The following is a 7,710-nucleotide window of genomic DNA, read 5'->3' on the forward strand; positions in this document are numbered from 1 at the left end:
CGACGCCCCGGACCGGCGCCACCGGGCCGCCGCCCGCGCGGTGCCCCCGGCCGCCGAACCCGAGAGCTGGCTCGACATCGGCACCGGGGACGGCGCCTTCCCGGCGGCGGCCGCGCAGGTGCACCCGTACACCTGCTTCGACGGGCTCGACCCCACCCCGCGCGTCCTGGGGGCCCGCGCGGCCGGCCGGGTCGAGGAGGCCCACCAGGGCTCGCCGGCCGATCCGGAGATCGTCGCGCGGCTGCGCGGCCGCTACGACGTGATCAGCATGCTGCACCACCTGGAACACAGCACCGACCCGCGCGCCGAACTCCGCGCCGTGCCCGCCCTGCTGCGCCCCGGCGGCCACCTCCTGATCGAACTGTGGGCACCCGGCCGCGCGTTCGACGTGCTCTCCGCCCGCCGGTGGGCGCCCGGAGACCGGCCGGGCCCGCTGCACCTGCTGCCGCCGCGCAACGTGCTGGCCGAACTGGCGGCCGCCGGCTGCGTGGCCGTCGCCGCGGACCGCCCCGCCCCCTACCTCACCGGTGCGCTCCCTGCGACCCTGGACCGCGCCCTCACCCCGCTGCTGCGCCGCTCCCGCCTCTCCCTCGCGTACCGCGTCCTCGTCCGCCGGCCGGGCTCAGCCCCGTAGCGGCAGCGCCTGGCCCGCCACCACCAGCAGCACGTGCTCGCACTCGGCCGCGAACGCCGCGTTCAGGCGCCCCAGTTCATCCCGGTAGCGGCGCCCGGAGGCGGTGGCGGGCACGATCCCGGACCCCACCTCGTTCGACACGGCGACCACCGTGCGGCGGGTGGAGCGCACGGCCTCGGTGAGCTCCCGCACCCGTGACCGCAGCGCGCGCTCCCCGCCGTCCGCCCACTCGGCGTCGTCCCAGGCGCCCACGGAGTCCATCGCGTCGGTCAGCCACAGCGACAGGCAGTCGACCAGCAGCGGCGCCCCGTCCTCCTCCAGCAGCGGCACGAGGTCGCAGGTCTCCACCGTGCGCCAGGAACCCGGCCGCCGCTCCCGGTGCGCGGCGACCCGGGCCGCCCACTCGCCGTCCCCGTTGCGCAGGCCCCCCGTCGCCACGTACAGCACGTCGGGGAAGCCCTCCAGGCGCCGCTCCGCCTCCACCGACTTGCCCGACCGCGCCCCGCCCAGCACCAGGGTGCGCCGCGGCACGTCGGGCACCTCCTCGTAGGCGCCGACCTCCAGCGTCGTGCCGTCCGGCACCGCCCGCGCCCCCAGCGCCGCCAGCCGGCGGCGCAGCTCGGCGCCCGGCGGCACGTCGTGGTCCAGGTGGACGGCGATCACGTCGGTGGTGGGCCCGGCCGCCCCCGCCGCCCGCAGCCGCGCCAGCGCGTCCGGCCGTCCCACGACGTCCAGCAGCACCAGGGCGTACGGTTCGGCCGGCCACTCCTCGAGTCCGGCCGGCGCCGCGCCCGGCGGTACGTACAGCAGCCGCTGTCCGTCCGGCCCCGTCACCGCGTACCCGGTCCCCGGCGCGTCCAGCGCCAGCGCGCGCACCCGGTGCCCGCTCATCAGCGCCAGTTCCCGTCCGTCCGGCACCCTCCCGGGCTGCGGCAGCCCCGCCGGGACCTCCACCGCGGGCCCCTCGTGGGGGTGCGACAGCAGCACCTGCCGCACCCCGGCCAACGTGTGCCCGGAGCGGGCGGCGGCCAGGGCGGCACCGGGCGTCAGATCGAGCAGCAGCGTGCCGTCCACGAGCAGCGCGGTCGCGGCGCGGGCGTCGGCGCCCTGGGCTCTCGCGCAGGACGCGCAGGGACAGTCGGGGCGGGGGAGTCCGGCCGGGGCGCCGGTGCCGAGCAGTGTCAGTTCCACGCGGCTGATTTTCCCGTGTCCCCTGCGGTCCCCGCAGGTCTTGCGCGTCCGACTAGGCTCTGGACAGGAACCGGATCTTGCCCGGCACCGCCTTCGGGCGCCGGGCCGGTACGTACGGAGGCGCACATGGCGGCATGGACGTGGCGGTTCGAGAAGACCGACGGGACGGAGGTCCAGCCCGCGGTGGAGCCCGAGGAGTGGACCACCCAGGGAGACGCCGAGTCCTGGCTCGGCGAGCACTTCAGGGCGCTCACCGAGGGCGGCGCGGACCAGGTCCACCTGTACGAGGACACGACGAGGATCTACGGGCCGATGAGCCTGCACGCGGAGGACGCGTGAGCGGAACCGCGCCGGGTGGCGTCGGGTGACGGGGCGGGTGCCGACGCGTAGGCACCCGCCCCGCTCCGGTCGCTACTGCTCCCCGAGCGTCACCCGGGCCGTCCGCTCGCGGCCGTCCCGCAGGTAGGCGACGGCCACCCGGTCGCCCGGCCGCCGGTCCGCCAGGGCCTCGGCGAGCGAGGTGAGGGTGGTGACGTCCGTGCCGTCCAGCGCGGTGACGACGTCCCCGGCCCGCAGGCCCGCCCGGTCGGCCGGGCCGTCCTCGTCCACCGTGACCACGGCCACCCCGGCGGGCCGGTAGTCACCGCCGGCGAGCGTACGGCCGGTGAGGCCGAGCGCGGCCCGGCCCGAGTCGGTGACCCGGCCGTGCGTGATGATCTGGTCGGCGACCGTGCGCACCATGGACGCGGGGATGGCGAAGCCGATGCCGGGCGCCGCGCCCTCGCCGAGGTTCGGATCGGTCGCGCCCAGGGTGGGGATGCCGATGACCTGGCCGGCCAGGTTCACCAGGGCGCCGCCGCTGTTGCCGGGGTTGATCGCCGCTGACGTCTGCACCATGTTGACGAGGGTCGCCCCCGTGCCCCCGCCCGCGCTGCCCTCGGTCACCGTCCGCCCGGTGGCCGACACGATGCCCTGCGTGACGCTGGACGACAGCCCGAGCGGTGACCCCATGGCGAGCACGATCTGGCCCACGTCGACCTTCGAGGAGTCCCCGAAGGAGGCCGCCCTCAGCCCGTCCGGCACGTCGTCCAGCCGGATGACGGCGAGGTCCTGCTCCGGGTACGCGTACACGAGGCGCGCGCGCACCGTGCTGCCGCTGTTCGCCGTCGTCACCGCGAACGTCCGCGCGTCGCCCACCACGTGCGCGTTGGTGACGACGTGCCCCTTGCCGTCGTAGACCACCCCCGACCCGAGGCTGTCGCCCGCCCGGATCTGTACGACGGAGGGCAGCACGTCGTCGACCACCTTCCGGTAGTCCTCCTCCAGTTCGTTGGCCGCCCGGGGGACGGCGGCCCGGGTGGTGGTCGCGCCCTCCCGCACGGCCGGCACCCCGCCGCCGGCGCAGCCGGGAGCGAGGACGAGGGCGACGGCACAGGCGGCGGTCAGGGGGAGCAGCGGCCGGCGGGCGCGCGGGCGGGGGCGGCCACGGGAAACGTCCATGGCCCGAGTCTCACCGCGTGGCGGCGGCCCCGGCGTGAGATGTGCGCCCGAACGGGCACTCAGGGCGTTCCTGAGGGATCTCCGCGGCGTCGCGACGCCCGGCATCCCCCACGCCTGAGGAGCGCGGGGGGACCCCCATCTCACCGCACGGCACGGAGGGACAGGTGGCGCCGGCTCAGCCGCGCACCCCGCACAGGTGCAGCAGCGCCGCCACCCGGCGGTAGGGGTCCGTGCGGCCCGCGCGCTCCTCCGCCGCCAGCAGCGCGACCGTGTGCTGCGGGTTCTGTGGGAGCGTCGTCCCCTCCCCCGCGGACTCCGTGAAGACCCGCACGCCGTACCAGGCGTGCAGGGGTGCCCCGATCCCGGCGAGCGTCGCCGTCAGCGCGCCCAGCCGGTCCGCCCACACCTCGGCTCCCGGCCCGCCGCGGGACTCCCCGGGTTCGAGCGGTGCCGGCACCCGGGGGGCGTGCGCGGGTGCGTCGAACGCGGCCAGCGTTCCCGCCCAGTCACCGGCGCGAGCCGTGCGCAGCGCGGCGGCGTCGCCGTTGCGCACCACGAGCGAGAGCAGTCCGCCGGGGGCCAGCATCCGTGCCAGGCCGGCCAGCAGCGGGTCGGGCTCCGCCACGTGCGGCAGCACGCCGTGGCACAGCACCACGTCGAAACTGCCCGGCAGGAAGTGCACCCCCGTGTCCCGGCCGTCGCCCTCGACGACCCGGACCCGGCCGCGGACGCCCTCCGGCTGCGCCGCGAGGGTCTCCCGCGCGACGGCGATCCGCTCCGGGTCGCGTTCCAGTCCGGTCACCGCGTGACCGGCGCGGGCCAGCCGCAGGGCCTGCGCGCCCCGGCCCATGCCCACGTCCAGCACCCGCAGCCGCTGCCCGACGGGGAACCGCCCGGCTATCTGCTCGTCGAGCTGCCGGGTCACCAGTTCCTGCCGTACCGCCTCGCGCAGCGCGGCCCAGCCCTCCGGCCGGGCCGGTGCCGCGTCCTGCGTGGAAGGTGTGGCGCTCAGGGCCGCTCTCCGCGCTTGACCTGCGGCTTCGGCAGCCGGAGGCGTCGCATCTGGAGGGTGCGCATCAGCGCGTAGGCGACGGCGCCACGCTTGGTCTCGTCCGGGAAGCGGGTGTTCAGCTGCTTCTTCAGCCGGATGCCGGTGACGACCGAGTCGACCACGATCAGCACGATCACGAAGAGCCACAGCAGCAGCGCGACGTTCTGCAGCGCGGGCACCTGCACCATGCTCAGCACCAGGATGACCACGGCCATCGGCAGGAACCACTCCGCGATGGCGAAGCGCGAGTCCACGAAGTCGCGGGCGTACTTGCGCACGGGGCCCTTGTCGCGGACGGGCAGGTACCGCTCGTCACCGCCCGCCAGCGCCTGCCGCTGCTTCTCCATCTGGGCACGCCGCTCGTCGCGGTTGCGCTTGGCGGCCTCCTTGCGCGTCGTCGGCGTGTTGGCCACGCTGCGGCGCTGCGTACGGGCCTCACTGCGCTTGGGCGTGGGGCGGCCCTTGGGGGCCTGCGGGTCGCGGGTCTGCTTGGAGTCGGTCACCGGCGCCTGGGCGGCGGCCTGGGCCTTCTCTTCCTTGGTGGCACGGCTACGGAACACAAAACCCAAGGGTACGGGGTGCGTCCGCATGGACCCCAGCCCGGTGGGGAACGATCCGGCAACACCAGACGTCTGTAAAGAGGGAGAAAGCGGCCTGAAAGGGTGGCCGCCGACGGTCCACAGGGCACCGAGCCCGAGGTGATCCGGGGTGCCGGCCCGCACTCGACCCCGGGGGTCACCTACTCCCTACGCCGGAGCGGTGCCGTCCGCAGTCGTCCTTGGGGATGAGCGCATCCGTCCCCGAACAGTGCGGTAATGGATGCAGAACCCGTACCGTGGGTTCTGTTGCAGTCGCTGGAGCTGGAGTCGGTCAGAAGGGGGCGCGCGAAGCCCATGAGCGGTGTCATGAAGCGTATGGGGATGATCTTCCGCGCGAAGGCGAACAAGGCCCTTGACAGGGCCGAGGACCCGCGCGAAACCCTCGATTACTCGTATCAGAAGCAGTTGGAGCTGCTGCAGAAGGTGCGCCGCGGCGTCGCCGACGTGGCGACCTCGCGCAAGCGCCTGGAGCTCCAGCTCAACCAGCTGCAGTCGCAGTCCACCAAGCTGGAGGACCAGGGCCGCAAGGCGCTCGCGCTGGGCCGTGAGGACCTGGCCCGCGAGGCGCTGTCCCGCCGCGCCGCGCTCCAGCAGCAGGTGACGGACCTGGAGACGCAGCACGCCACCCTCCAGGGCGAGGAGGAGAAGCTCACCCTGGCGGCCCAGCGGCTGCAGGCCAAGGTGGACGCCTTCCGCACCCGCAAGGAGACCATCAAGGCGACCTACACCGCGGCCCAGGCGCAGACCCGGATCGGCGAGGCGTTCTCCGGCATCTCCGAGGAGATGGGCGACGTGGGCCTGGCCATCCAGCGGGCCGAGGACAAGACGGCACAGATGCAGGCCCGGGCCGGCGCCATCGACGAGCTGCTCGCCTCCGGCGCCCTGGACGACCAGACCGGAAGCACCAAGGACGACATCCAGGCCGAGCTGGACCGGCTCTCCGGTGGTACGGATGTGGAGCTGGAACTGCAGCGCATGAAGGCCGAGCTGGCCGGGGGCACCTCCGGGCAGCAGCAGGCGATCGAGGGCGGCACGGGTCAGGCACAGCCGCAGCCCCAGCAGCAGGACACCCCGCGTTTCGACAAGCAGTGACGGACGAAGTGACGGACGAGGTGACGGCCGGGCGGTGCACGCTCACGGCTCGGCGCACCCACGCCTGAGGAGGGCGACGTGATCGTACGGATCATGGGGGAGGGTCAGGTGAGGCTGGACGACGGCCACCTCGCCGAACTGAACAAGCTCGACGACGAACTGCTCGCGGAGACGGAGCAGGGTGACGGCCCGGGTTTCCGCCGTACGCTCCACGCCCTCCTGGACAAGGTCCGCGAGCTGGGCGCGCCCCTGCCGGACGACTCGCTGGAGCCGTCCGAGCTCATCCTGCCGGCGCCGGACGCGACCCTGGAGGAGGTCAGGGAACTGCTGCGGGACGACGGGCTGTTCCCGGGCTGACGGCTGACGGCTGACGGCTGACGGCTGACGGCTGACGGCTGACGGCTGACGGCTGACAGCCCGCCTCGGGCGCCCGCCGGGGTGACGCCGGCGGTGGGTCCCGCCCCCTGCGGCGACCTCGTACGGTCAACGGACCCCGTACGGTGAACGACCGTGAGCACCTTCCAGCGCGCCGGGTCCTGGCTCAGGGCGCACCCGGCGGCACCCGACGCGGTCCTGGCGGCCGGCGTCCTCGCCTGCATGGTCGCCGGTTCGTTCGTCGACCCGCACGCGGAGAGCGGCTCGAAGTGGGGCGCCCGTACCCCCGACCCGTTCAGCCTGGCCCTGATGGTCCTCGCCGCCGCGGCGCTCGTGCTGCGCCGCCGCTCGCCCGTGGCCGTGCTGGGCGTGACCGTCGCGCTCTCCGGCGTCGAGTTCGTCACCGACGACCTCCGGGCCCCGATCGCGATGTCCGTCGTCGTCGCCCTCTACACGGTCGCGTCCACCACCGACCGCCCCACCGCCTGGCGCCTGGGCCTGCTCACCATGCTCGTCCTCACCGGTGTCGCCATGCTCTTCGGCCCGCGGCCCTGGTACGCGCAACAGGACCTGGGCCTCTTCGCCTGGACCGGCATGGCCGCCGCGGCCGGGGACGCCGTCCGCAGCCGCCGGGCCTTCGTGGACGCCATCCGGGAACGCGCCGACCGGGCCGAACGCACCCGCGAGGAGGAGGCCCGCCGCCGGGTCGCCGAGGAGCGCCTGCGCATCGCCCGTGACCTGCACGACGTCGTCGCCCACCACATCGCGCTGGTCAACGTGCAGGCGGGGGTGGCCGCGCACGTCATGGACAAGCGCCCCGACCAGGCCAAGGAGGCCCTCGCCCACGTCCGCGAGGCCAGCCGCTCCGCCCTCGACGAACTCCGGGCCACGGTCGGCCTGCTGCGGCAGTCGGGCGACCCCGAGGCCCCCACCGAGCCAGCGCCCGGCCTCGCCCGGCTGGACGAGCTCGCCGGCACCTTCCGCAGCGCGGGCCTGGACGTCGAGATCGCCGGCGCCGAGAACGGCACCGAACTCCCGGCCGCCGTCGACCTCGCCGCGTACCGGATCATCCAGGAGGCCCTCACCAATGTGCGCAAGCACGCGGGCCCCGCGGCGAAGGCCGAGGTCAGCATCGTCCGGGTGGGAGGGAACGTCGAGATCACCGTGCTCGACGACGGCACCGGCGCACCCGCGGACCGGGCCGCCGACGGCGCCCGCGCGGGAGGCCGGAGCGGGGCCGGCGAGGACGGCGGCGGGCACGGGCTGCT

General features: G+C 75.1%; 9 protein-coding genes. 5 read left to right on the plus strand and 4 right to left on the minus strand.

Translation table 11 applies throughout. The features are described 5' to 3' along the window. Nucleotides 1-634, plus strand: a 634-nt coding sequence (locus UW392_RS62485) for a class I SAM-dependent methyltransferase (RefSeq protein ID WP_320784421.1), incomplete at its 5' end; no start/stop codon positions are given. On the opposite strand, the gene UW392_RS62490 is transcribed toward UW392_RS62485, so the two are convergent. After that, a complete protein-coding gene (locus UW392_RS62490; RefSeq protein WP_320784422.1) occupies nt 623-1,825 on the minus strand; it encodes a bifunctional adenosylcobinamide kinase/adenosylcobinamide-phosphate guanylyltransferase in 1,203 nt (400 codons plus the stop codon). The two genes, UW392_RS62485 and UW392_RS62490, sit on opposite strands and share 12 nt — an antisense overlap. Nucleotides 1,826-1,951: 126 nt before the next feature. On the opposite strand from UW392_RS62490, the gene UW392_RS62495 reads away from it, so the two are divergent. Next, complete coding sequence (locus UW392_RS62495; RefSeq protein WP_320784423.1) at nt 1,952-2,164, plus strand: hypothetical protein; 213 nt, start codon at nt 1,952-1,954, stop codon at nt 2,162-2,164. A 72-nt stretch (nt 2,165-2,236) separates the two neighbouring features. Here the strand turns inward: UW392_RS62495 and UW392_RS62500 are convergent, their stop codons facing one another. The 3 genes from UW392_RS62500 to UW392_RS62510 all read right to left on the minus strand — a co-directional run bounded on the left by UW392_RS62500 (nt 2,237) and on the right by UW392_RS62510 (nt 4,966). Further along, complete coding sequence (locus UW392_RS62500; RefSeq protein WP_320784424.1) at nt 2,237-3,325, minus strand: S1C family serine protease; 1,089 nt, start codon at nt 3,323-3,325, stop codon at nt 2,237-2,239. 175 nt (nt 3,326-3,500) lie between these two features. Continuing rightward, nucleotides 3,501-4,250 carry a class I SAM-dependent methyltransferase gene (locus UW392_RS62505; protein WP_320784425.1) on the minus strand — a complete coding sequence of 250 codons (750 nt, stop codon included), beginning with the start codon at nt 4,248-4,250 and terminating at the stop codon, nt 3,501-3,503. Between the two features lie 83 nt (nt 4,251-4,333). Continuing rightward, complete coding sequence (locus UW392_RS62510; RefSeq protein ID WP_320784426.1) at nt 4,334-4,966, minus strand: DUF3043 domain-containing protein; 633 nt, start codon at nt 4,964-4,966, stop codon at nt 4,334-4,336. A gap of 315 nt (nt 4,967-5,281) precedes the next feature. Between UW392_RS62510 and UW392_RS62515 the strand changes: the two genes are divergently transcribed. From UW392_RS62515 to UW392_RS62525, 3 genes are all read left to right on the plus strand, one after another. Continuing rightward, nucleotides 5,282-6,067, plus strand: coding sequence for a PspA/IM30 family protein (locus UW392_RS62515; protein ID WP_320784427.1), 786 nt, complete (start codon nt 5,282-5,284; stop codon nt 6,065-6,067). 78 nt (nt 6,068-6,145) lie between these two features. Next, on the plus strand, nt 6,146-6,424 hold the full coding sequence (pspAA, locus tag UW392_RS62520) for a PspA-associated protein PspAA (RefSeq protein ID WP_320784428.1): 279 nt from the start codon (nt 6,146-6,148) through the stop codon (nt 6,422-6,424). A gap of 153 nt (nt 6,425-6,577) precedes the next feature. Beyond that, the coding region (locus tag UW392_RS62525; RefSeq protein ID WP_320784429.1) for a sensor histidine kinase at nt 6,578-7,710 on the plus strand (1,133 nt) is incomplete at its 3' end.

This window comes from Streptomyces sp. CRN 30, from assembly GCF_034105845.1.

What these genes read in the sequence shown, in the direction of transcription:
- UW392_RS62495 (WP_320784423.1), top strand. Translation starts at nt 1,952, where the DNA reads ATGGCGGCATGGACGTGGCGGTTCGAGAAGACCGACGGGACGGAGGTC.
- UW392_RS62500 (WP_320784424.1), bottom strand. Translation starts at nt 3,325, where the DNA reads ATGGACGTTTCCCGTGGCCGCCCCCGCCCGCGCGCCCGCCGGCCGCTG.
- UW392_RS62510 (WP_320784426.1), bottom strand. Translation starts at nt 4,966, where the DNA reads ATGCGGACGCACCCCGTACCCTTGGGTTTTGTGTTCCGTAGCCGTGCC.
- UW392_RS62515 (WP_320784427.1), top strand. Translation starts at nt 5,282, where the DNA reads ATGAAGCGTATGGGGATGATCTTCCGCGCGAAGGCGAACAAGGCCCTT.